We start from the raw sequence: 25,164 nt of genomic DNA on the forward strand, positions 1-25,164 counted from the left end.
AATGGTGCTCGGCTATCTTAACGCACTAGTGTTTCTATCTGTTGTACTAATGTATCATTGTGTAAAGACAAAAGGAAGACATAACATAGTTAATATTCGTTTTTATGAATATAAATAAAAAGGCTGATAAGCTATTTGCTTATCAGCCTTGCTGCTGTGTTTAAGATTTATTTATATTTAAACTGTACTGCTAGATCTAAACTATATTGAGTACTTAGTTTAGTCGATTGGTTTTAGCTCTAGCGCTACTGCACGTTTAACCGCAGGACGTTCAGCGATTTTCTTAGCCCAGCGCTGCAAGTGTTTATAGTCTTCTACTTGCAAAAACTCTGCTGCGTCATAGAGCTTACCTAGTGCCAACTGACCATACCAAGACCAGACGATCATATCCGCAATGTTGTAATCAGATTCATCATTGCCGCACAGGTACTCATGATCTTTTAGATGCGTATCTAATACATCCAGCTGCCGCTTGGTTTCCATCGTATAGCGATTAATTGGATACTCTAGAGGTTCAGGCGCATATGCATAGAAATGTCCAAAGCCGCCACCTAAGAAAGGCGCGCTACCCATTTGCCACATAATCCAAGACAAACAATCTGCTCGCGCTTTGCCAGTAGCCAGTGGTAGGAACTTATCAAATTTTTCTGCTAGATACATTAAGATTGCACCCGACTCAAACAGTGCTATCGGCTCGCCTGCTGTATCAGTAGAATGATCGACCAAAGCTGGAATCTTTGAATTGGGGTTTATCTCTACGAACCCTGAGCCAAACTGCTCACCTTTAGAAATATCGATTTTATAGGCATCATATGCTGCTCCGTCAATGCCAAGTTCGGCCAGCTCTTCTAATAGTATGTTTACCTTGACACCATTTGGCGTATTCAACGAGTACAGCTGTAACGGGGCATTGCCAACAGGCAGCTCTTTATCATAGCGAGCTCCAGACGTTGGACTATTAATACTAGCAAACTTGCCGCCATTATCTTTATCTTGTGTCCAAACTTTTGGTGGTACGTATTTATTATTATCTTGACTCATAATTTATCCTCGGTTTGTATTTATGACTGCCGCGAAGGTTTACTATAACGAGAACTCGTAACGATATTAAAGTCCTCTCTTGTAATCAATGTTGTGTTTCTACTGCTAAAGTAAAGAGAGATACACTATTAGCACTGAGCAACTTCTTTGTCCTGTTTCGCCTCTTTGCCTTTTTTAGCAATCCTTTGCATCGTTGCTCTTATATAAGTTATTTTATATCAGTTACTTTGAGTCACTTTTATTATGAGCTAGGCTTTCTTATACTACTCAGCTTGCATAGTGATCTGCTCGCAAATCCGCTATTTTCTTACTTCATAACGAGACGTTCAATGGGACTCACATGGTAACGCTCACCCCAACTCAAGAGAAATACCTACCTTACGTACTAGCGGTAGCGCTATTTATGCAAATTTTAGACGCTACTATTTTGAATACCTCGTTGCCACAAATGGCGCAAGCACTGGGTGAGTCGCCACTAAAGATGCAGTGGGCAGTCATTAGCTATGCATTGACCCTAGCGATCTTTATCCCTATCAGTGGTTTTTTAGCGGATAAATATGGCACACGCCGCGTATTTTTATCAGCGGTCATCATTTTTTGTGTTGGCTCATTACTGTGTGCGGCGTCGCAAACACTAGATTTTTTGGTTGCTTCACGCGTGGTACAGGGTATCGGCGGTGCCATGATGACGCCTGTCGCTCGTTTGATATTGGTCAAGTCTTATCCGCGCAATAAGCTACTCACTGTGATGAACTTTGCTGTGATACCAGCATTGGTTGCACCACTAGTCGGTCCGGTATTGGGCGGCTATATCGTGCAGTATGCCAGCTGGCATTGGATATTCTTGATCAATATACCGATGGGCGTGGCAGGTTTTATCATGGGTAAAAAACTGGTTCCAGCGCTATTTGAAGATACCAAGCGCCTTGACTGGACAGGGTTTGTATTGTTTGCCGCCGCTGCTTGCGGATTCACTCTCGCTGTCGAGTTTGGTTCACAGACAGGTCGCGGGGTTTATGGGCTATTACTCGGGTTAGGCGCAAGTCTATTGATCGGTGCGTACATCTGGCATGCCAAACGGCGAGCAGCTCCCCTGTTTCCACTGAGCTTGTTTGATATTCGTACCTTTCGAATCGGTATTACAGGCAATTTGTTCACGCGGCTTGGTATCAGTGCAGTACCATTTTTGCTGCCCTTATTACTACAAGTGGTGTTTGAATATTCACCTTCGCAGGCTGGTTGGTTACTTGCCCCGATTGCAGTGGGTGCTATAGGTATTAAACCTTGGGTTAGCAAGATTATTCAGCGGTTTAGCTACCGTAAAGTACTGGTCTACAATACCTTGTTTATGGGCTCACTTATCATTGTACTGGCGCAGTTTAATGATGCGTCGCAGTGGCTATGGTTTATACCTATCCTGACCATCATGGGTGCCTGTAATTCCATGCAGTTCAGTGCGATGAATACGATTACTATTGGCGATTTACAGGGCACACAGACTAGTAGCGGCAATAGCTTAATGGCGGTCAATCAGCAGTTAGCGATTAGCTTTGGTATTGCGTTCGGTGCTGCTGTATTGAATTTATTACGTGAGCGTCTACAGATGGATACGTTAGTGGCGTTCCAAACCACTTATTGGATATTGGGCATTTTGACCATTCTTTCGGGGCTGTATTTTTTACGTTTAAAACCTGAGGATGGCCGCGGTTTATACTAGGGTGTGTCTTCAATCGAGATAAGCTTTCTATTGAGTGAGATTTTACGTACGACAAGTCTCTATTCTGTATAGCCAAAATGTTAAAAACAGCTTATCTATAGAAAGAAAAAAGCCAGTATGTGATTGGATTATCAATCTTATACTGGCTTTTTATTACGACTTACATCAATAATAAATACTATTATGCGTCATCATCACTCATTTGCGATTGGATGTAGCGCTCTACACCAATACTTTCTATCAAGTCCTGCTGCGTCTCCAACCAGTCTTCATACTCTTCATTGCCATCTTTTAACGTGACTAATAGCTGGCGAGAGACATAGTCAGACTTTGTCTCACATAAGGTGACGGCATCAGTAATAATATCGAACTTTTGTCTCTCAAGACGTAGATTGCACTCAATGATTTCTGGTACATCTTCGCCAACCAATACTTTGCCCAGTTCCTGCAAGTTTGGCAAGCCGCCCAACAGTAAAATACGAGCGATCAGGTCGTCTGACCATTTCATCTCAGCAATAGATTGCTTATATAATGAGTCATTAAGCGCCTCTAGACCCCAATGACGTGCAATACGTGCATGCAAAAAATACTGGTTGATGGCAATCAATGACTGCCCAAGTACTTTGTTTAACGCGCGAATAACTTCTTTATCCCCTGTCATTACCTTTCTCCCTTAATCTCTGTTATTTATGCTAAATACTGTGAATGCTACTTATATGTAGGATGATATCAGACAATATTAGGAGTGACTTCAGCCATTTGGCTTTGTAGGTAATTCGGTAGACCAATCATGTCGATGAGACGGAGCTGCTGCTCAAGCCAATGCGCATGATCTTCTTCGGTATCTTTCAACTGCTCGACCAACATCTCACGCGTGACATAGTCATGCTCTGCTTCGCAAAGTGCGATGCCTTCTTTTAGATGCTTTTGTACTTGGTACTCTAAATCTAGGTCAAACTGCAACATCTCAGGGACAGTCGCACCAATATGGATAGCGTCGACCGACATCTTTGGCGTGCCACTCAACATCAAGATACGGCGAATGATATTCTGTGCGTGTAGCGTTTCGTCTTCCATTTCATGATGGATACGGTCGTATAACTTGCCATAGTGCCACTCAGCGTACATCTCTGAATGAATAAAATATTGGTCACGAGCGGCAAGCTCACCACCTAGTAAGAAATTCAAATAATCAATGACTTTCTGGCTACCTATCATAACGCGTACTCCCCTATTTATTTTTACCGATCACCATACATCCACAATTTATCATATAAGGATAGCATAATTGGCAAACTGATCAGTAAAATCAAAATCAATAAAATGGCTTCTAATCTTAGGTAAATATAGTAGCATACAGGCGCAGTATAGGGTGTAACGTTATGAACTAAGAATAAGATGCTAATTGAGAATCATAATTAGCTACAACTAGTATTGATATGTGTTATGTAACATGTTGGCGTTTGAGTGAGATTATATGGACGCTTGCACCCGACCCTTTAGGTATAATAAAGTTAGATCCAGAATATTGAATATATTTTATCGTATTATATTACAAGGTATATAATTGATAATATTTAAACAGCGTATGCTAGATTGTCGAGTTTTGCATGGTGTTCGTCTAGGTAGTCATTGACCATCGGCTCACAACAGCCACAGCACGTTGCTACATCGAGCGTATCTTTTAGACCATCGAGCGTATCAACACCTGCAGCAATAGCTGCTTTGATTTGCTTTTCTTTTACGTTGTTGCAGATACATACGTACATGGATTGGCTCCTCGGAATACCACTATTCGATAATGACAGCATACGACACTTATATAAAAACCTTTGTGATAAGTGTCATTGATAAACGGATAATTTACTGTTTTTTAGCAATGAAAACTTAGTCGTTGAAATCACGTTTATCGCTTGCAGTATAATAACGATAATTATTATCATTTTCAATCACATTCGATATATTTATTTTTCGAGACAGTATCCTTATATTACAGGCAGTTCATTTATGTAAGTGGATATAAGTGTGCGTGTAACCGAATATTGTCAAAGGTAGTGAATTGACGATGAACTGTAAATTTGCTTATTTTTTAATCGATTTTGTAGATAACTGCTGTTATATTGAACCCCTATTAACGAAGCCCATTGGAATTCACCTATGTCTGATAATAATTTTACGATACGACCTATCGATTTATTCAAAGTCCTATCTGATCCGACACGTCTAAAAATATTTCAAATTCTTTTCAAAAAAGAAGCACGTTGCGTGGGTGATTTGGTAGATATGCTGGACCAGCCACAACCAACGATATCACGTCACCTAAACCATTTGAAAAAATTGGGTATTTTGAGCTGTGTACGTGATGGTACTTGGATGTGGTATGAGGTCGCTGATGATTTACCAGATTGGTGTCAAGATATCTTAGACATCACCTACGAGCAAATCACTCCTAGCGGCACTAGTAGAGATGTATCGGATCTTGCGTAGATACTATTGTCCGCTTAGATTTTTGGTTCTTTGACTGTGCTTTATAAAAAGCGCTTAAGACAATAAATCTGCGGCAATGCTCCAGACCAAAAAAGACCTACTTTCGTAGGTCTTTTTTTTTGCTCAACTATTGATAATTTGACTTAAATTGCGCTAGGTCAAATAATTATACAAGATCTAAGAAATCGCTGATAAAGGCGTTGGCTGGCTGGTGTATCAACTCCTCTGACGTGCCTACCTGCTCTACTCGGCCCTGATTCATCACGACGATCTCATCTGATACCGCACGTGCTTCTTCTTGATCATGCGTTACCATGATACTGGTGATACCAAGCTCGTGGTGAATGTTTTTTAGCCATGTGCGCAGCTCTTTACGGACTTTGGCATCTAGTGCACCAAACGGCTCATCTAGCAGCAGTAGCTTTGGTTTGACAGCTAGTGCACGTGCTAGCGCTATGCGCTGACGCTGCCCACCTGATAGCTGATGCGGATAAGCATTGGCAACTTGTGGTAGCTGTACGAGGTCTAACAGCTCTGCCACACGCTTATTGATATCAGCTTTGCTCGGGCGTTCGTTTTTTGGCAACAAAGTCAATCCAAAGGCCACATTGTCCGCGATGTTCTTATGGCGAAACAGCGCATAATGCTGAAACATAAAGCCAATGTGGCGCTTTTGGACTGGGGTATTGGTCACATCCAGCTCATCAAACAATACCTGTCCAGAGTCGGCATATTCCAGACCCGCGATAATACGTAGCAAAGTGGTCTTACCGCAGCCTGACGGGCCTAGTAACGTCGTCAGTTTGCCAGTCGGCACGGTGATATTGATATTGTCCAAAGCCGTAAAATTGCCAAATTTTTTATTAACGTTGCGAATCTCAATGCTCATAATCGTATCTCTTATTATATCTTTTGTCGTATCGTGGCAAGTAGCTGAGTAGCGACTGCATCCGTAGTATTAACATCATTTATCAGATAATGGCAGTTATACCTTGCCAGTACTGTCCGCACTCGTCGATTCAGTAACGGCAGTGGCGTTAGCACTTACTGGCAGCTCAGGTGCGCTGGCAAGCCGCTCAGACTTGGCAAATTTACGCTCTTGTATCTTGGTCATGACTTGCTGAATCAGTAGCGTCACTAAGGCCAATGCAGCCAAGATGCTCGATAAGGCAAACGCAGCGGTAAAGTTATAATCGTTATAGGCAATCTCAACCAATAGCGGCATGGTGTTGGTCTCGCCGCGAATGTGACCAGATACCACGCTGACGGCACCAAACTCACCCATCGCGCGGGCATTGGTCAAAATCAAACCATATAGCAGCGCCCATTTGATATTAGGCAGTGTCACATGCCAGAATGTTTGCCAACCAGTTGCGCCTAAGGTGAGCGCTGCTTGCTCTTCAGAGTCGCCTTGAGTCTGCATCAATGGGATCAGCTCACGCGCAACAAAAGGAAAGGTCACAAACAACGTTGCCAAAATAATACCAGGCACCGCATATATGACCTGAAAACCCATACTCTCAAGCCAACCGCCGATAGTAGAGTTCAGTCCAAACAGCAGCACAAACATCAAACCTGCAACCACTGGTGATACCGAAAATGGCAAATCTAGTAAAGTGGTGACCAGCTGCTTACCTTTAAACTGATAGCGCGTGACCAACCATGCAATTGCGATGCCCATTACCATATTAATTGGTAAGACAATCGCCGCTGTGATCAATGTCAGTTTGATCGCTTGCAAAGCTTCAGGGTCTACTAATGAAGCAATATACAACTGCCAACCATTTTTAAAGGCTTCGTAAAACACTGCCAGTAATGGAATGACCAACATGACAATCATGAATAACACTGCAATGGCAATAAAGGTACGGCGTATCCATGGCGTATCTTTGGTCGCGGCGTTGCTTTGGTAGTCGTAGCTATTAGATATTTGCATATTAGCGAGCTCCTACACGGCGCGACAGTTTCCACTGCATGATATTAATGGTCAACAAGATAACAAATGATATGAGTAGCATAAATAGTGCAACCGCAGAAGCCCCTTGAATATCAAATTGCTCAAGTTTACTGATGATGATGAGCGGCAAAATCTCAGACTGCATCGGAATATTGCCCGCGATAAAGATAACTGAGCCATACTCGCCTGTGGCACGAGCAAACATCATACCTGCACCCATCAGCAAGGCTGGCAATAACTCCGGCAAAATCACTTTACGAAAAGTCGTCAGACGATTGGCACCCAATACCGCAGCCGCTTCTTCAAACTCAACCGATAGCTCAGCGAGTACGGGCTGCACTGCACGGACGATAAAGGGAAAGCTCACCACAACCAGTGCTAGCCAAATACCTATCGGCGTAAAGGCTACTTGAATATCGAACTTGGCAAACCATTGACCAATCAAGCCATTAGGCGCATACAAAGTAGCAAGCGAGATACCTGTAACGGCCGTTGGTAGTGCAAATGGTAAATCAACTAAGGCATTAATCAGTGACTTACCCCAAAACTCATAGCGGACAAGCACCCATGCGACCAGTGTGCCAAATACCATATTGGTCAACATCGCTAAAAACGACATCCATAAGCTTAGCTTGATAGCGGCAGTGACTTGTGGCTGGGTAATGGTTTCCCAAAAGCCCGTCCAACCCATCTGCGTCGTGGTATAGGCCATCATGGCAAACGGTAGTACCACCAATAACGACAAGCTAAAGACAGTGATGCCCATGCTCAGACCAAACCCGGGTAGCACATTGCGCTGACGCAAACGGGTCAGCCAACCTTTTTTATTGCCGGGCTTACTGGCAGAAGAAGATGTTGCACTCATAGTGATGTCCTATTGCCTAACTGATGGTACTTAGCGAGGGTGCTCACTGTAAGACCATTATTACCATTGTTATCAAAATTATTATTGGTCGGCTTATGATATAAAGGACATAGTGCGTACGACCATGTCCTTTATGGGGTGCTTCATGACTGACTGTACGAATAATTGATTTAATCCGTTTCAGTGGTTAGCGCAGTAGCTGCTCTAAGTACTTAGCAAGTGATTACTGAGGCGCGTTAATTGCCAATTGGTCAAATACACCGCCATCGCTGAAGTAAGTGCTCATGATCTCATCCCATGTACCAAAGGCATCGTTCGGGCGGAAAGTCTCAACTGGCGGTAGTTTGTCACCGTTTTTGTCAAGCACGCTCTTAACGCTAGGACGTAGATATAGATTGGCCGCTAGCTGCTGAGCAGGTTCACTCCATAAGTAATCAAGGTACGCTTTGGCAGCGTCTGTAGTGCCTTTTTTATCTGTTACCGTCTTCACAATTGCCACAGGGCTTTCTGATTTGATTGAGTATTTTGGATAAACGATGTCTACTTGACCTGCGCCAAAATCAGTTGCTGCAAGGTTGGCTTCGTTTTCAAATGTGACCAATACATCACCAATACCGCGCTGTACGAAAGTCGTTGTCGCGGCACGTCCGCCGTTTTCATAGACTTTGACATTTTTTAGCATGTCTTTTACGTAGCCTTTAGCTTTTGTTTCATCTTCATTAAAAGCATGTAGGCCATAACCATAAGCACCCAAGAACGCATAACGACCGTTACCTGTGACCTTTGGATTGGCCATGACAATCTCAACACCGTCTTTGGTCAAATCTTCCCAGTCTTTGATATTTTTTGGATTGTCTTTACGCACCAAGAATACGATCGTGCTGGTAAACGGCACCGCGTTGTCTGGGAATTTGCTTTCCCAATCTGACTCAACCAAGCCTTTTTTCTCAAGCAGCTCAATATCAGAGCCTTGGTTCATGGTAGCAACATCGGCTTGTAGACCATTAGCAACAGACAATGCTTGCTTACTTGAGCCGCCATGTGATTGTTTGATTAAGATATTGCTGTCTGGATGCTCAGCTTTGTAGTGCTCAACAAACAACGGGTTGTAGTCTTTATAGAAGTCACGTGCTACATCGTATGAGACATTAAGCAGCTCGATATTTTGCCCTTCTGTCGTCGCTGAACCATCAGCTGCGGCCTCAGTAGTCTCACTGTTGCTACAACCAGCTAGACCCAATGTCAAAGCAACGCCAGCAATACTCAAGGCACTAAGAGCTTTACTTTTCTGTTGATAACGAGCTACGTCTGTCATAAATACCTCAAAGATGTCTGTTGTGTAATGCAAGTATGCTAACAGCGCCATCTTATTATGTTTAATGATGAATATGCGTATGTTATTGCCAAAAGGGAATAACCAGTAAACAAAGCCAGATATATCAATAAGTTGTTAAAAGAATCTATATGTATAACTGACTGTTTGTTTATTGATGGTTTTAATACTGGCATGCGCCCTATCTATCTTGTCCGCGTTTCATTGAAAGCGGCTAAGATAGATAGTTCTATAAACTGAGAATTAACGACTAATTCGTGGTTGCCAGCTGATCAAAGCGGCCGCCATCTACAAAGAAAGCATCCATAATCTCTGCCCATGAGCCAAACACAGCCACAGGTTCAAACGTTTCAATATCAGGCAAAGTATCTTTGTGAGCAGCTAGGATTTTCTCATCACTTGGACGCATGTACATTTTTGCCATGAGCTCTTGGGCAGGTTTGTCCCATAAACCTTTCAGATAAGCACTGGCTGCTTCCGTCTTACCAGATTTTTCAGTCACTGCCGTTACGACTGCTACTGGGTTGGCAATCACGATCGAATAGCTCGGGTATACGATATCAACGTTACCCTTTGCAAATTGTTGGGCAGTCAAATGTGCTTCATTTTCGGTCGTGATCAACACATCACCTAGACCACGCTGAGTAAAGCTGGTCGTTGCAGCGCGCGCGCCATTGTCATAAGTGACCACGTTTGCCAGCAACTTCTTGATAAAGTCATTGGTTTTTACAGGATTTTCATTACTGCTTTCTTTGAATTGGTGCAAGCCGTAGCCATAAGCACCCAAGAAGGCATAACGCGCTGTACCACTGGTTTTCGGGTTCGGGATGACTACATCGATATCATTACGGGCCAAATCTGACCAGTCTTTGATATTTTTTGGATTACCAGCGCGAACCAGTAGCACCATGGTGCTGGTGTACGGCACGGCATTATTTGGTAGTGCTTGCTGCCAGTCAGCAGCGACTAAGCCTTTTTCCACCAATAGATTCATATCGCTCTCTTGGTTAAAGGTTACCACATCCGCTTGCAGACCATTGGCAACAGAGAGCGCTTGCTTACTAGAGCCGCCATGTGACTGATTGATATTTACTTTGCTATTTGGGTGAGTCTTCTGGTAGTCGGTACTGAATAAGGTGTTGTAGTCTTTATAAAAGTCGCGAGACACATCATAGGATACGTTGAGTAGATTAATATCCTGTGTCCCACCACTGGCATTATTTGCCGCGTCATCTTGCGTCGCTTCTGTTGGACTGCAGCCTGTCATTATCATCGCTGCTGCGAGCATGCCGCTGGTGGCAAGTACACGCGCTTTTACAGGCTTATTATTAGTTGATTGAATGCTAGCAATGCTGATTTGTTGGAATTTTTTTTGCATGATGCTCTCGATAAAAGTATTAGAAGCGTTTTGTCAAAATCTTGACCATCATCACAGAGCCTACAATCTTTTGAGTTCGGTTGTCGGGATGATGCAAGCTATGCTAGCAGCATAAATAGCAAACGCTTAGTGACGAATTAGCTTATCGACTAGTGAAGTTGGCATAAGTGATAGGAGCAATTGTTTTGCATCATTAAGAATAAAATAGGATGAGTCGTTGCTGACAGGTTTATTAAGTAGACTATGATTTGGGTAGGCTGTACCATTATTTGTACGTCATAAAGTTTGCTGTATCAATGATACTTTCATCATCTCGCTACTATGCAAACCTTACCCTCCTACTTGACCAAAGGCCCTTATATGAATACTTCATACCGTCAATTTCGTTCTATTGTAGGGCTAATAATGATGACCTCTACCCTAGCTGCTTTAACAGGCTGTAATAGCATGTCGCCTACTTCGAATAGCGTTAACCACAGCAAGGTTAAATCAGTTGCCAGTACATCATCTGCTTTGCCAGCTATTGAAAGTAATATCTTGGGTGACAATGTCTCAGCAGACAGATTTTCAACAGATAAAGTTTCAACAAACAAGGTTTCAGCGGATTACGCTACTGCCGACTACGATAAACGAGCACAAGGCTATGATTGGATTGGCGTAATGGTACGAGCAGAAGGTGATCGACAAATTGACATTAAAGTTCGCTCACGCAGCGATATCAAAAAACCTACTTGTCACTTCGATGGTAAGGCAACATTAATGGGCCAAGATACTGCTCATGGTACGATTTTTCAGGCAAAGGTAAATAACAGCACTGCTTTTTTTCAATTTAAGGACGACAAGCTTATCATCGACAGCCCAAATAAATATGCATTGAACTATTTTTGCTCAGGTGGTGGCTCGCTTGCTGGAGAATATAAAAAGCTGGCAGCAGGTTTAGATATTTAATAGTCATCGCTAGTATGCGTTAAGTTGTTTTCCATTTTAAAAATGGTGATAAAAACAAAAAGGTGCCAGACTATAAGTCTGACACCTTTTTTATAACTGGCTTAGTACGAGTTTTTATACTGATGATCTGTTTTTATACAGCAGATGCACCCGTTAATTTAACCTCAGCACGCTCTTCTTTTGCGATGCCAGCATAGTAGTCACGCAAAATTTGTAGTACTTCTGGACGGCTAAAATTATCTGGTACATCTTCGTCTTCTGATAGCGCTTTACGCAGCTTAGTACCTGACACTTTAACGTGCTCAGAGGCGTCATGCGGGCAAGTTTTGTCTGACGCCATCGCGTTACAAGCGTTACACCAGAACGTCCAGCCAATTTTGAGCGGCTGAGTGATAAGGTCGTCTTTACCAACATGTTCAAAAATCGTTTGCGCATCAAACGCACCATAGTAATCGCCGACACCCGCATGGTCACGACCGACAATCAGATGGCTACAGCCGTAGTTTTGACGGAATAGCGCATGTAGTAACGCTTCACGTGGGCCAGCATAGCGCATATCCAACGGATAGCCTGCTTGGATAACAGTATCTTGTCTAAAGTAGTTATCAATTAGCGTTTTGATGGCTTCTTGACGAACTTCTGCTGGGATATCGCCAGGTTTCAATGCGCCTAATAATGAATGAATCAATACCCCATCACAGATTTCAATCGCAATCTTAGCCAGATACTCATGTGAGCGGTGCATCGGGTTACGCGTTTGGAAAGCCGCCACAGTCTTCCAGTTTTTCTCTTCAAAGATTTGACGTGTTTGCGCGGGCGTTTTATAGATACCAGGATAACGCGTTGGGAACTCGCCTTCGCTCAGTACTTCTACGCTACCTGCAATATTGACCTCATCTTGATCCAACACTTGCTGGACGCCTGGATGCTCTGGATCTGTGGTGGTAAATACTTGCTGACACTCGTGTTCTTTATCAATGGTATAGGTCTCTTCTACTGTTAAGATGCCCATAACTTCGCCATCTTGTGCGACCAATGCCACTTTGTCGCCTTGACTCAAACTATCCGCAGTTTCTTTTGGCGCAGACAAAGTGATAGGAATTGGCCAAAACAAGCCAGCGTTTTCACCGCTTTGCAAACGCATATTATCAACCACGCCCTGCCAGTCCGCTTGATTCATAAAACCATTTAACGGAGTGAAACCACCAATACCGAACATGATTAAATCGCCACGCTCACGTGAGCTTAAGGTGATGGTCGGCAATGTGCTGGCAAGCTCTAATGCTTGATCGCGTGCTGCACCGTTTAATAATAGTGGCTTAAGCTCTGCACTACCATGTGGTGGAACAAGTTTTGACTGGGTCGGAGCTTGAGTTTGAGTCATATAATTTTTAAAACCTCTTAAATAAAAGCATGGTCGGAGAAAATAAGTTGCTGTAAAGTGTCGCTTATATAGGCGGCCACTAGCAAAAGCTAAATAAAGCAATAGTCATTAGAAGAGTGATAACAATCAGGCATTAAATTTGATACGCATAGGCTACCTAACTTTCGTTATGAAAATTTATGCTGTGTTTGGATATGGATATGTCTGAAAGGAATTTATGTTTCTGGCTACAAGCTTATATGATGTATAGCTGAATTATTTACATTGCGAACGGCAATAAAACCTATTACACACGCAAATCATTTTCGTCGCTGATTTTAAGATTAAAAACAAAACTGAGATTACGTCATGTATCAATATAATTACGCTAACCAGACTTTGGTAGAGGAACGAGTTGCCCAATTTCGCGACCAAACCGAACGGTTTTTGGCAGGCGAGCTGCCAGAAGAGCAATTTTTGCCGCTGCGTTTGCAGAACGGTCTTTATATCCAGCGTTATGCGCCTATGCTCCGTATCGCCATTCCTTACGGCTTGCTTGCCAGCTATCAGCTACGCAAATTGGCTGAGATTACCCGTAAGTATGATAAAGGCTATGGGCACATGACCACCCGTACCAATATGCAGCTGAACTGGCCAAAACTTGAAGAAGTGCCAGATATTTTGGCGGAGCTGGCATCGGTACAGATGCATGCCATCCAAACCTCAGGTAACTGTATCCGTAATACGACAACGGATCCTTACGCCGGTATTCATAAAGAAGAGATTGCCGATCCACGTCCTTATTGTGAGATTATTCGCCAGTGGTCAACCTTTCATCCTGAGTTTGCCTTTTTACCGCGCAAATTTAAGATTGCCGTCATTGGTACCGCCAATGATCGGGCAGCGACGCAGGTGCATGATATCGGACTGCATTTAAAAACCAATGAAGAAGGCGAGCTTGGCTTTGAAGTGATCGTTGGTGGTGGCTTAGGACGTACGCCAGTGATTGGCAAAACCATTAATAAATTTTTACCACGCCATCATTTACTCAGCTATTTAGATGCGATTTTGCGCGTCTATAATCTGCATGGTCGCCGCGATAATAAATTCAAAGCGCGTATCAAAATATTAGTCGAGAGCATGGGCGGTCCTGCCTTTGCTAAACTGGTCGACGCTGAATGGGAAGCACACACCAAAGATGGCTCATTAACTCTAACCGATGCCAACTTTGACAAAGCCAGTAGTTATTTTACCGAACCTGATTATCTAAGCTTTGATGCGCTCCAAGTACAGTCGGACTTGCAGCAGCAATTAAACGCTGATAAAGACTTTGCCAATTGGTATAACCAAAATACGGTCGCCCATAAAATCGCAGGTTATCGCGCCGTGGTGATTTCGTTAAAAGCAGGGTTGGTCAATGGTAAGTACGTGCCTTCAGGTGATATCAGTGAGTCGCAAATGGACGCCCTCGCCGACCTCGCTGATGAACATAGCTTTGGTGAATTGCGTGGTACCTATCAGCAAAATCTGGTTTTCGCTGATGTACAAACCAACCGCTTATACGAGCTATGGCAACAGTTGGTTGCGCTACATTTGGCCCGTCCAAATATCAATACCCTCACCGATATGATCGTCTGCCCAGGCTGGGACTTTTGCTCGCTCGCCAATGCCACAACCCACAATATCGCTGAACAAATCGAAAAGCAATTTGATGATCTCGACTATCTTTATGATTTGGGTGAAATCCGCCTCAATATGTCTGGCTGTATGAATGCCTGTGCGCATCATCATACCGGCGATATCGGTATCCTTGGTGTCGATAAAAAAGGCGAATACTGGTATCAAATCAGCCTCGGCGGAAACTCTAGTAACGACGCCAAAATCGGCAAGATATTGGGTAAAGCGGTGCCATCTGATGATGTCGCGACGACGATACAAAAGATAGTAGATGTCTATCTAGAGCAACGCGTGGCTAATGAGAATGAGGTAGAAGGCTTTGGTGAGCTGATCAATCGTATTGGCCTTGCACCCTTTAAGGAGAAGGTCTATGGGTAATCATCATGTGCTTGATAGCCATGGCGCAGACATCAGTGGCGAAGATACTTGGCAAGCGCTAGCGACAGCGCAGCTGCCTGACGGTATCGCGTTATCAAACCTGACCTTACTTGAGCTGTTACACAAACAAGAAAAAGTTGATGTACTTGTCCCACTAGCAGATTTATTAAATGCTGATGGCAAACTGGCAAACGGTTTGCTAGAGCAAGTATTGGATATCCTCAAGCAGCACAGCAGCCGATTGGGTGTGTGGATCACATCCAACACCGATGCTGATGATCTGCCTGATGTAAAAGACTTTTTATTGACGCAAGACTTGATCGTCATTCATGTCCCAAGTTTTGTAGACGGTCGCGGTTTTAGTTTTGCACAGACCCTGCGTCAGCTTGGTTATGAAGGTGATATTCGCATGGCAGGCGCGTTTGGTCGTGATCAAATCGCTTATTTGCTGCGCGCTGGTGCGACCAGCTTTGTACTCAATGAGCATGATGCTAAATCTGATATTAGCCAAGCCTTCACTGCCCTAGCCAGTAGCTATGATGGTCGAGACGCTTCAGCATTACCGATGTTCTCAAAAAACTGATTTTATTATTCACTATCAAATCGCTATTTTTATATTAACAATTATTAAGGAATGTATTATGAGCCAATTACACCCAAACCTAGATATCGACCAAGCAAACCAAGATTTGCAAGGTAAATCACCTGAGCAAATCGTTGAGTGGGCATTGACGCAAGCCAAAAACCCAATCATCACCACCAACTTCCGTCCTTATGAGTCAGCGATCTTGCATTTGGTTGCCAAGCAGCGCCCTGACATCACGGTATTGTGGGTAGATTCAGGCTATAACACCGATGCGACCTATCAGTTTGCCAACAAATTGATTCGTGATCTTGATCTCAACGTCGTGACGTATATTCCAAAACAAACCGCTGCCCATCGTGACGCCACCATGAATGGCATCCCAGGCATTGACAACCCGCAACATGGCGAGTTCACTGAACAAGTGAAACTTGAGCCATTCCGCCGCGCCCTTGCTGAGCTAAAACCAGATGTGTGGTTCAATGCTATTCGTAAAGACCAAACTGAGTTCCGCCAAGGTCTTGATGTACTTAGCTTATCAAAAGACGGCGTACTAAAGGTAGCGCCATTGTTTGAAAAAACAGATGCTGATCTAGACGTGTACTTAGATGAGCACAACTTGCCAAACGAGCATGACTACTTTGATCCAACTAAGGTAGAAGAAAGCCGTGAGTGTGGCTTGCATACTCAGCTGTAATTTCAGCTGAGTATGAATTTGAAAAGCCCTTTCTTTTATTTAAGAAAGGGCTTTTTTCAGTTTTTCATTGGACTTAAAACTTTTTTTCTACACGTTTACCTTGTCTATTAATATAGAACCATTCACCATCTTTTTTGACATAGGCGGTACCATCTTTAAAAGGATCAATAAATGGAATGTCATCATAGTCTAATTCAATTGCTACATCACCATTTTTGTCAATAAATCCATGCTTACCGTTATCATAGACAAGTGCTAATCCGTTAATGAAGGGGAAGACCATTACATAGTCTAGCTCTTTGACTACTTGATTCGACCTATTAATGATCATAAACTTATCATCATTATTAACGACGGCTAAACCACCTGAAAACCAAGTCACACTATAATATTCAATGGGTATCACGATATTATTTAGCCTATCTATAAATCCGAACTTTTCATTTTTTTTAACCGCTGCTAGGCCTTCTGTAAAGGAAATAGTAGAATCATATTCATAAGGAATAACTAACTTATTATTAATATCAATGTATCCATACTTCCCTTCGTTCTCAACTGCAGATAAACCCTCATTAAAACCTATTAAATCATCGTATATTATCGGAATAATTATCTGTCCCTGTTTATCAATGACTCCTCTTCTATTATCTACCCCAACCACAGCTAAACCATCTTCAAATGGATAAGTAAGACTGTATTTGAGAGGTATAACAACTTCACCCTGCATATTAATGTATCCGGATAAGTTGTCCTTATGAACACTTGCTAGACCTTCTACAAAAGCAATTGGAAAGTCATACTGTGTTGGTATTTTTATCACACCTTGCTTATCGATGAATCCATACTTACTACCTTTTATTACGGGCGCGAGTTCACCATCAAACTCACAGTGTTCATCAAATACAACCCCATTTGGTAACTTATAACCTTCAGCCAACGCGCATTCTGCTAGTACATCTGAACTAACTAGTAACCCTAAAATAAGTCCGAAAAAGACAGTACTTGATTTTTTTAGTCTATTAAACGTATTGTTTTGACTCATTATGATGCCTTCATAATTGTTCTGAATTAAAAAATATAAAATTATGCCCTTCTAAACCTTTAGTACGCCTATCATATCTCATAAAATCTATTCCCTTTCTCACAAAAAACCATCATTAACATGACAAAAACGAATATACTAATGCCAATTCACTAGGTGAGAGTGTGCCTGTGATACCTCATAATGGCGACATTCCTTATATCTTTTCTACCTTTTATAATAAACAATTAAATATATGGTGACATTATGAACACCTTCCCGCTATTTTTTAAATTAGAAGGCCGTAAAGTGCTCATCGTGGGCGGCGGCGAAGTGGCACTGCGTAAAGCCGATTTGCTCAGCCGTGCGGGTGCGTGCATTACGATTCTTGCGCCTGATATCAGCCACGAAATACGAGAGTTACTGAGTGACAATAAGCACGAGTTGATTGAAAAAAACTATCACAAATCCTATATGTCAGGCGCTCGCGTGATCATTGCCGCGACTGACGATGAAACGCTTAACCATGAGATTCACGCAGATGCGACTGAGCTAAATATCCCGGTCAATGTGGTCGATACGCCGCATTTATGTGACTTTATCTTTCCAGCGATTATCGATCGCAATCCCATTGTGATTGGTATCTCATCAAATGGTAAAGCGCCAGTATTGGCACGCTTATTACGGGCACGCCTTGAGACGTTAATCCCGCAAGGCTATGGTAAATTGGCTAAGCTGGCAGGTGAATTCCGCAGTGAGGTAAAAGCCAAAATACCAACGCTTACTGGCCGTCGTCAGTTTTGGGAGCGCGCATTTGAAGGCCAAGTCAGTCAGCTAATGTTCGCCGGTAATGAAACTGAAGCGACTGCACAACTGCAAGCTGATTTGGATAGTACTGCCGCTGCTATCAGTAAGAAAAGCGACGATACAGACTCGGTTAGAGAGTCAGATGCCATCAAGAACGTCGCACCGGATGAGTCAGAAAAAAGCTTACCAGCCGTTGGTGAAGTCTACATTGTGGGCGCAGGCCCGGGTGATCCAGAGCTGTTGACCTTTAAAGCACTTCGTTTGATGCAACAAGCAGATGTGGTATTTTATGATGCGTTAGTCTCACCGCAGGTGTTGGACTTATGTCGCCGTGATGCTGATAAAGTATTCGTCGGTAAAAAACGCAGCAACCATACGGTCGCGCAATTAGGTATCAATGAGCTACTTGTCAATCATGCCAAACAAGGCCGACGTGTGGTGCGTTTAAAAGGTGGCGATCCATTTATCTTTGGACGTGGCGGCGAAGAGATAGAGAGCCTACGAGCACATAATGTACCTTACCAAGTCGTACCAGGCATTACTGCTGCCAATGCCGCTGCTAGCTATGCAGGCATTCCTTTAACTCACCGTGACCATTCACAATCAGTGCGTTTTGTAACTGGGTTTTTGAAGGCTGGCGCACCCAACAGTAACTTTAAGAGTTTCTTAAATACTGATGAGACGGTCGTATTTTATATGGGTCTGCACTCGCTGGCACGTTTGACTGAAGGCTTGGTTGACGCTGGTCGTAGTAGCGAAACGCCCATTGCTATCGTCTCTAATGCGAGTATGCCCAATCAGAAAGTATTGACCGGTACGCTTGCAACGATTGTTGCCAAACAAGAGCAAGCACAATTGCCAACGCCTGCCCTCCTAATTATGGGCGACGTGGTCAGCTTACATCATGATTTGGCTTGGTATAATTTACAAAATCAGCAGCACAGTCAAAACAGCGATGACATAGCTAAAAATTGGTTGCGTGAAGGGTCGAGAGGTGAAGCAGTAAAACAACCGATAGACCAACAAGCTCATGCCCTATCGATGGTCGCAAATCTCGCAACGCAGCAAGGAGATGGTCTGGAGCAATTGATTGTTGACTAGCGCTTACTGCTAACCTGCAAAACGATGAGTCTCAAATAAGAAGAAAACCCTACCAGTATATTATTGGTAGGGTTTTCTTTTGGCAACAGCGCAAATCTCAGCGATTCTTGCTAGAATGAAGACTTTCTACTGCTCATAATCATAGTCTACTTATGCCCATACCTGATGCTAGCTTGTCTTCCTCTTTAACCACGCAAATGAAACCTTTGACCATATTGCATACCTCAGACTGGCACTTGGGGCGACGTCTGTATGGGCGTCTTCGTTACGAAGAGTTTGAGTCATTCCTGCATTGGCTACAAGACACCATCAGCGCGCAAAAAGTAGATATATTGATCGTCGCTGGTGATATCTTCGATACCATGACCCCAAGCAATAAAGCCCAAGCGCTGTATTATGAGTTTTTGGGTAAGGTCTCACGCTCCTGCTGTCAGCATGTGGTTATTGTCGCAGGCAATCACGACTCGCCAACATTTTTAGACGCACCAAGCAATGTGCTTAAATTTTTGAATGTGCATGTGATTGGTACTGCTTGTGATGACTTGGACGACGAAGTATTGGTCTTGGGTGATAACGACAACAACCCTCACTGTATTATTGCCGCTGTGCCCTATTTGCGCGATCGGGATGTACGTAGCAGTAGCGCTGGCGAGTCCGCAGATAGCAAAGACGCCAATGTTATCGCTGGTATTTGCGAGCATTATGACAATGTTGCAGACATTGCGAAGGCTAAGCAAGCTGACTTAAACAAAACGCATCAGCGATATATTCCTATCATCGCCACAGGACATCTATTCGCGTCTGGTGGCAAAACAACTGAGGATGACGGTGTACGCGAGCTCTATGTCGGCTCACTAGGTAAAATATCTGCCGATATGTTCAATGATGGCTTTGATTATGTCGCTCTTGGGCATTTGCACGTACCGCAGCGCGTTGGCGGTCGTGAGAGTATTCGCTATTCAGGCTCACCCATCGCGATGGGTTTCGGAGAGGCCAAACAGCAAAAGCAAGTATTGCTGGTACAGTTTGGTGCCGCAGAGCATTTTGATAACGACATTTTAGGGTTAAACGTCGCACCTGATAGTATTACTCCTCATGCTATCGATACAGCTGCTGACATTGAAGTCGCCCAAGTGAAAAAATCAGTAGATAAATTAGCAGAAAAAACCGCTAAAAAAGTGCTGAGTCAGGAACTGACTTTCATGGATGACTTGTTTGGCTTTGATGAGCCTTCAGATGATGAAGATGTGGCACAATCTACTGCCATAGAAAATACTCCTGTTGAGCAAGATACAAACAATCAACCAACCTCAAATGATGCCGTGACTAGCAATGAAATACTGCATCGCGATGACGCTAATCAGATGCAAGTAATTTCCCTACCCATTCCAAAGTTCCAACAATTGGCGCAAATATCTGGTGACCTAACCACAATTGAACAAACCATTCAAGCGCTTACACAATCGGACTCTATTTGGCTAGAGATTGTCTATACAGGTGACGAAATCGTCAGTGATTTGCGTGAGCAAGTGCAAGCAATGGTAGAAGGGTTGCCATGTGAAGTGCTTAAGATAAAAAACACTCGTACTTATAATAAAGTCCTCAATCAGCAGCAAACATCTGAGAACTTGCAGGACTTAAATGAGATGGAAGTGTTTGAGCGCTGCTTGACGATAAATGATGTGGCTGATTCTCAAAAAGACTCATTGCGCGATGCCTATGGTCAGATACTTTATAACTTACGTCATGAAGACAAACAGGCAGAATGATATAAGTGACATATCATGACCACACTTCCTTATCTCTCTCAATTTTTCGCAGTTGCGGCTATTACTAATATTAAGACTTATCCATGCGCCTAATCGAACTCAGACTAAAAAACCTCAACTCCCTAAAAGGCGAATGGCATATTGATTTTGCTGATACTGCCTTTACCAATGAAGGTATCTTTGCTATCACTGGGCAAACAGGTGCTGGCAAGACCACCATATTGGATGCTATTTGCTTAGCGCTATATGGTGAGACGCCAAGGATTAATAGTATCAGTAAGAGCAGCAATGAAGTGATGACGCGGCAAACGGCAGAATGTTTCGCTGAAGTAGTGATTGACTTGAATGGCGAGCAATATCGCTGCCGCTGGGGACAGCGCCGTGCTTACAACAAAGCAGATGGCAATCTGCAAGATGCGACTCATGAAATCGCTAAGATAAACGTTGATGACTCGTCAAAAGAGGATGAGCTGTTAGAGAGCACCTTAAAGCATACCAAAAATAAAATCATTGAACTGACTCGGATGGATTTTCAGCAATTTACTCGCTCTATATTGCTGGCTCAGGGTAGCTTTTCAGCATTTCTAAAGGCAAAGGCTGATGAACGCGCAGATATTTTAGAAAAAATCACGGGCACTGATATTTACGCGACTATCTCAACACAGGTTCATGATAAGAAACGTACCGAGGAAGAAATTCTTAATAAGCTGCAATACGGTTTAGACGGGTTGATGCTTTTAAATACCAATGAAGAAAGTCAGTTAAAATCGGACTTGCAGTCATATCAAAGTGCTCAAAGTGAACAGCAGCAGACCATTCAAGATTTGGCCGAAAAGATAAAGTGGCTAGATAGCGTCACAGAATCAAAAGAAAAACTGAATACTTATCAAAATGATCTAGCGCAGGCTCAGCAGGCTCAGCAAGACTTCATCCCTAGTGCCAAACGCTTAATCGCTGCTAATAAAGCGTTGGAGATTGATAGTCAGTTTGGTGAGTTATCATCTACCCGCAAGCACGTTAACGAATTAAGCCGAGAAAAAGCGCAGCTCGAATATGACTTACCTAAGCAGCAAGCACTCACAAAAAGCGCTCGCACACAGCTAGAGAAGCAACTAACACAGCGTCAAGATGCAGAAAACACAATGCAAATTGCACGGCCTAAAATTCAGAAAGCACGTGACCTCGACAACGAGATTGACCAGCAACGTCGCGCTTTAAACGATACACGTGTCAGACATGACACACTTCAGGCAGACGCTGAGCAACTGCTTGAAAATATTGCCGCGCAAAAAAGCATTGCCATAGATAAAGAAAACCAAAGCGCGCAATTGACCGAAAAACTTACCGGTACGGATAATTTAAGCTATTTAGACGGCGATATTGCCATTTTTGATGAAAAGTGCAGTCGCCTAAAAGCGGTAATACATCAAAATTCAGTGCTTTCGCAAGACAAGATACGCCAAACACGTGAATTAGAAGAATACAAAACCGCATTGGTAGTACAACAGCAACGCCAACAAGCACAAAGTGATAAAAATGAAGTCACCCAAAAGCAATTAATCGCACTAAAAAAAGCACAAAGCGAGCTGATTCAAGCGCAATCGGTCACACAGATGCGTGAGACACAAGAGCAGATAGACAGCACTAGCCAGCAGCTCGATCAGCTGCGCTTTCATGACCAGCAGCGCCGTGACCTTAACGCACAAGTGATACAAATCACCAGTCACATCGAGCAGCTAGAGAGTGAAATCAATGGCTATGAAAAGTTGATTACAACGAAAAAAGCAAGCCTCAAAAGTACGCAAGAAAAGCACCAAGACAAATTGAATCAGCTACAACTACAACAAAAGGTTGCGGCGCTAGAGAACTATATTGCCGATTTACAAGACGGTACACCTTGTCCTCTATGCGGTGCGCTTGAGCACCCTTACGCTCAAAATCACCCGCACCTTTTACCCGATGACGAAAACTCCCAATTAGCGCAGTATATTAGTGTTTTAGATGAACAAATTACCGAGCTGAATAAAAGCATCACTGCCCAGCAGATTGAGCAGGCAAGTAAACAAAGTACGCTTGCGAGTAAAAAAAATCAGCAAGCCGAACTCACTGCGCAAATACAGCAGCATGATACCGCCATAACAGAACTGCTGTATGTCATCAGCCAGCAGATGAATGATGAAAACTTAGCTGACAGTACTATTGCCAACTTGATACAACCGTTACTGGCGTTGGGTAGTTATAACGATATCGTGCCAGTGCTTACCGCCAGCAAAAACAAATTAGCGACATATAAAGACCGTATCAAAGATTCGTTAGCACTCTACGACAGACTTCTTGAAGATATGAGCCGTTTGCGTAAGACGCTAGAGACGGCGTCACAAGACCAGCAAGTACTAGCAAATGATATCACTGAGCAGAGATACAAAATCACCATTACCGAAAGTAATATAACGGGTATTGACAATAAAATCACAGAGAACTTTGCTGAACTACAAACGCTCATTACCGCCATTTTGCAGCGTATTGACCCTTATGCTGCCAGTAGCTATCCGACAGAGGCGCTGAGCACCTTGCAACGTGCGCCCGAGAACCTACAGTTGTTATCGGCTAGCATTAAACAGCAAAAAATTCTGAGCAATGCAGATTATGATAGTTATCTTGAAGAACTACGTCAGCAGCGCCGCGCCCTCGTACAGCTAAAAGACGCTTTCGCTGAAGATAAGGACAAACAGCAGACAATACAGAGCGACCTTGAACGCATAAAAGCATATATTGAGAATAAAGAAGCACAGCTAAAAAAAGATACCGATTCGCTTAACAGTCTAATGCAAGCGAAGAATAAACAAATAGCTGCACTAACCCAGTTTCAAGACGAACGCGCAGAGGTTTTTGAGGCGGCCGACCTAGAAGCAGCTGAGCGTACGCTTAGAGACACTCTAGAGCAAGCACAAGAGGCGCACAGTGTTGCCCAACGACAACTGGATAAAGAGACGTATAATTTGCAACAGCTCATAAAGCAGCAAGAAAACTTAGCCAATCGTATCGAAGCAGCTACGCAAACCTTAGAAACGCAACATACTGCATTTAATAACACACTTGCCACCTCTAGCTTTGATACGGAAGCAGAATTTTTGGCGGCGCGCCTGCCCATAGATGAGCGTAATGCACTTAGACAGCAGCAGCAGCATATCGATTACGCGCTAAAACAAGCACAGTCTTTATTAGAAGACACCCAAAAGACACTTGAGGCTAAGCAGGCTAATCCACTTACAACAGACGATAGAGAAACGCTTACCCAACAGCAATCACAAGCCCAAGATGAATTTAACAAACGGATTGAGTCAATCGGTGCCATCAGTCAGCGTTTAAAAGACAACGAAGATAAGAAAACCACCCAACAAGCGCAGCTTGATGCTATTAACACCCAAAAGGACAAACTGCAAGTTTGGCAACAACTGCATAAATTGATTGGCTCATCTGATGGCAAAAAGTTCCGTACCTTTGCTCAAGGACTTACCTTTGATCTCATGGTCACTCACGCTAATACGCAGCTGCAAAAAATGAGCGATCGCTATTTACTGGCTCGTGATGATAATAGTCCACTTGAGCTGAATGTCATTGATAATTATCAGGGCGGTGAAATTCGCAGCACTAAAAACCTCTCAGGCGGCGAAGGTTTTATCATTAGCCTAGCATTAGCACTAGGGCTATCACAGATGGCCAGCCAAAATATACGTGTGGATTCGCTATTTTTGGATGAAGGGTTTGGTACGTTGGATGAGGAATCTTTAGACATTGCACTTGATACGCTGACCAATCTACAGCAAGAAGGTAAATTAATCGGGGTGATATCCCATGTTCAGGCGCTAAAAGATCGCATTTTAACCCAAATAAAGGTCGAGAAGCTCTCGGGCGGATTTAGCCGAATTAGTGGCCAAGGGTGTCATAAAGTCGTCAGTGAAAAAATATCATAAGTTAGGTTAATCACTTTACTACTTAATACTTTTAAACCTTTTCTTTTAGGCAATAAAAAACCACCGAA

At 43.2% G+C, this 25,164-nt stretch carries 20 protein-coding genes; 9 read left to right on the forward strand and 11 right to left on the reverse strand.

Features of this window, described 5'->3' with window-relative positions:
- Positions 1–219: 219 nt before the first annotated feature.
- Complete coding sequence (yghU, locus tag CXF60_RS03050; protein WP_102090731.1) at positions 220–1,041, reverse strand: glutathione-dependent disulfide-bond oxidoreductase; 822 nt, start codon at positions 1,039–1,041, stop codon at positions 220–222.
- Positions 1,042–1,381: 340 nt separating this feature from the next.
- Between yghU and CXF60_RS03055 the strand changes: the two genes are divergently transcribed.
- Positions 1,382–2,758, forward strand: a complete 1,377-nt coding sequence (locus tag CXF60_RS03055; RefSeq protein WP_102090732.1) for a DHA2 family efflux MFS transporter permease subunit — start codon at positions 1,382–1,384, stop codon at positions 2,756–2,758.
- A gap of 181 nt (positions 2,759–2,939) precedes the next feature.
- Here the strand turns inward: CXF60_RS03055 and bfr (CXF60_RS03060) are convergent, their stop codons facing one another.
- From bfr (CXF60_RS03060) to CXF60_RS03070, 3 genes are all read right to left on the reverse strand, one after another.
- Positions 2,940–3,419: a bacterioferritin gene (gene bfr, locus CXF60_RS03060; RefSeq protein WP_057760255.1), complete on the reverse strand. Its 480-nt coding sequence runs from the start codon at positions 3,417–3,419 to the stop codon at positions 2,940–2,942.
- 68 nt (positions 3,420–3,487) lie between these two features.
- Entirely contained in the window at positions 3,488–3,976 is a 489-nt protein-coding gene (gene bfr / locus CXF60_RS03065; RefSeq protein ID WP_057760257.1) for a bacterioferritin, read from the reverse strand.
- A 359-nt stretch (positions 3,977–4,335) separates the two neighbouring features.
- Complete coding sequence (locus CXF60_RS03070; protein WP_101205900.1) at positions 4,336–4,527, reverse strand: (2Fe-2S)-binding protein; 192 nt, start codon at positions 4,525–4,527, stop codon at positions 4,336–4,338.
- A 388-nt stretch (positions 4,528–4,915) separates the two neighbouring features.
- On the opposite strand from CXF60_RS03070, the gene CXF60_RS03075 reads away from it, so the two are divergent.
- Positions 4,916–5,245 carry an ArsR/SmtB family transcription factor gene (locus CXF60_RS03075; protein WP_102090733.1) on the forward strand — a complete coding sequence of 110 codons (330 nt, stop codon included), beginning with the start codon at positions 4,916–4,918 and terminating at the stop codon, positions 5,243–5,245.
- Between the two features lie 166 nt (positions 5,246–5,411).
- Here the strand turns inward: CXF60_RS03075 and CXF60_RS03080 are convergent, their stop codons facing one another.
- The 5 genes from CXF60_RS03080 to CXF60_RS03100 form a co-directional block, all read right to left on the reverse strand.
- Positions 5,412–6,134, reverse strand: a complete 723-nt coding sequence (locus CXF60_RS03080; RefSeq protein ID WP_082624600.1) for a sulfate/molybdate ABC transporter ATP-binding protein — start codon at positions 6,132–6,134, stop codon at positions 5,412–5,414.
- A gap of 96 nt (positions 6,135–6,230) precedes the next feature.
- Positions 6,231–7,181: a sulfate ABC transporter permease subunit CysW gene (cysW, locus tag CXF60_RS03085; RefSeq protein WP_102090734.1), complete on the reverse strand. Its 951-nt coding sequence runs from the start codon at positions 7,179–7,181 to the stop codon at positions 6,231–6,233.
- Between the two features lies 1 nt (position 7,182).
- Positions 7,183–8,067 carry a sulfate ABC transporter permease subunit CysT gene (gene cysT, locus CXF60_RS03090; protein WP_057760265.1) on the reverse strand — a complete coding sequence of 295 codons (885 nt, stop codon included), beginning with the start codon at positions 8,065–8,067 and terminating at the stop codon, positions 7,183–7,185.
- 223 nt (positions 8,068–8,290) lie between these two features.
- Complete coding sequence (locus CXF60_RS03095) at positions 8,291–9,382, reverse strand: sulfate ABC transporter substrate-binding protein (protein ID WP_102090765.1); 1,092 nt, start codon at positions 9,380–9,382, stop codon at positions 8,291–8,293.
- A gap of 268 nt (positions 9,383–9,650) precedes the next feature.
- A complete protein-coding gene (locus CXF60_RS03100) occupies positions 9,651–10,778 on the reverse strand; it encodes a sulfate ABC transporter substrate-binding protein (RefSeq protein ID WP_102090735.1) in 1,128 nt (375 codons plus the stop codon).
- Between the two features lie 405 nt (positions 10,779–11,183).
- Here CXF60_RS03100 and CXF60_RS03105 point away from each other — a divergent pair, with 405 nt between their 5' ends.
- A complete protein-coding gene (locus CXF60_RS03105; RefSeq protein ID WP_228707025.1) occupies positions 11,184–11,726 on the forward strand; it encodes a hypothetical protein in 543 nt (180 codons plus the stop codon).
- Positions 11,727–11,859: 133 nt separating this feature from the next.
- Here CXF60_RS03105 and sat read toward each other — a convergent pair whose 3' ends face one another.
- A complete protein-coding gene (gene sat / locus CXF60_RS03110) occupies positions 11,860–13,110 on the reverse strand; it encodes a sulfate adenylyltransferase (RefSeq protein WP_102090737.1) in 1,251 nt (416 codons plus the stop codon).
- A gap of 348 nt (positions 13,111–13,458) precedes the next feature.
- On the opposite strand from sat, the gene CXF60_RS03115 reads away from it, so the two are divergent.
- The 3 genes from CXF60_RS03115 to CXF60_RS03125 are packed head-to-tail and all read left to right on the forward strand — an operon-like array spanning position 13,459 to position 16,424.
- Positions 13,459–15,144, forward strand: coding sequence for a nitrite/sulfite reductase (locus CXF60_RS03115; protein ID WP_102090738.1), 1,686 nt, complete (start codon positions 13,459–13,461; stop codon positions 15,142–15,144).
- Entirely contained in the window at positions 15,137–15,727 is a 591-nt protein-coding gene (locus CXF60_RS03120) for a DUF934 domain-containing protein (RefSeq protein ID WP_102090739.1), read from the forward strand. The genes CXF60_RS03115 and CXF60_RS03120 overlap by 8 nt, the downstream gene beginning before the upstream one ends.
- Before the next feature lie 58 nt (positions 15,728–15,785).
- Positions 15,786–16,424, forward strand: a complete 639-nt coding sequence (locus CXF60_RS03125; protein WP_101205909.1) for a phosphoadenosine phosphosulfate reductase domain-containing protein — start codon at positions 15,786–15,788, stop codon at positions 16,422–16,424.
- A 73-nt stretch (positions 16,425–16,497) separates the two neighbouring features.
- Here CXF60_RS03125 and CXF60_RS03130 read toward each other — a convergent pair whose 3' ends face one another.
- Entirely contained in the window at positions 16,498–17,466 is a 969-nt protein-coding gene (locus tag CXF60_RS03130) for a WG repeat-containing protein (RefSeq protein ID WP_102090740.1), read from the reverse strand.
- A 246-nt stretch (positions 17,467–17,712) separates the two neighbouring features.
- Between CXF60_RS03130 and cysG the strand changes: the two genes are divergently transcribed.
- The 3 genes from cysG to CXF60_RS03145 all read left to right on the forward strand — a co-directional run bounded on the left by cysG (position 17,713) and on the right by CXF60_RS03145 (position 25,096).
- A complete protein-coding gene (cysG, locus tag CXF60_RS03135) occupies positions 17,713–19,353 on the forward strand; it encodes a siroheme synthase CysG (RefSeq protein ID WP_102090741.1) in 1,641 nt (546 codons plus the stop codon).
- A gap of 152 nt (positions 19,354–19,505) precedes the next feature.
- Positions 19,506–21,122, forward strand: coding sequence for an exonuclease SbcCD subunit D C-terminal domain-containing protein (locus CXF60_RS03140; protein ID WP_180958074.1), 1,617 nt, complete (start codon positions 19,506–19,508; stop codon positions 21,120–21,122).
- A gap of 83 nt (positions 21,123–21,205) precedes the next feature.
- Positions 21,206–25,096: an AAA family ATPase gene (locus tag CXF60_RS03145; protein ID WP_102090742.1), complete on the forward strand. Its 3,891-nt coding sequence runs from the start codon at positions 21,206–21,208 to the stop codon at positions 25,094–25,096.
- The last annotated feature ends 68 nt before the right edge of the window (positions 25,097–25,164 follow it).

The sequence above is a fragment of the Psychrobacter sp. 4Bb genome, assembly GCF_002836735.1.
Lineage (GTDB): Bacteria > Pseudomonadota > Gammaproteobacteria > Pseudomonadales > Moraxellaceae > Psychrobacter.